This window comes from Vibrio sp. 10N.222.49.C9, assembly GCF_041474985.1.
Classification (GTDB): domain Bacteria; phylum Pseudomonadota; class Gammaproteobacteria; order Enterobacterales; family Vibrionaceae; genus Vibrio; species Vibrio crassostreae_C.
The window spans coordinates 1-281 of record NZ_JBFRVD010000654.1 but is presented as its reverse complement, the minus strand read 5'-3'; the positions used below and the strand labels follow the sequence as shown (position 1 = coordinate 281).

The 281-nt window shown below is 46.3% G+C and carries 1 protein-coding gene; it reads right to left on the bottom strand.

The features are described from left to right. Nucleotides 1-135 precede the first annotated feature (135 nt). The coding region (locus AB4585_RS24915; RefSeq protein WP_372171433.1) for a DUF3301 domain-containing protein at nucleotides 136-281 on the bottom strand (146 nt) is incomplete at its 5' end.

The window sequence follows — 281 nt, the reverse complement described above, 5'->3', positions numbered from 1 at the left end:
CTCAAAACCGCGTGTATTTGCGACTATTGATGAAGGGCATAGTGCGTCAGAGCGAGTGATAGAGAAGCTTGGTTTTATACAAGCTTCCCGACACGAGGATGAGTATGGTGTTTATTATCTCTATCGCTTAGTAAATTAGATGCGATGAGGATCGGTGTGAAAATGCGAGACTCGCAGTCCGACCATGGTTAATTCGCCTTGATAGCAATCATCACCTAGGGCTGAAAACTCAAAGGCAAATACCGTATGCCAGCCCAATTTACCATCGGGGCGACGTAGTC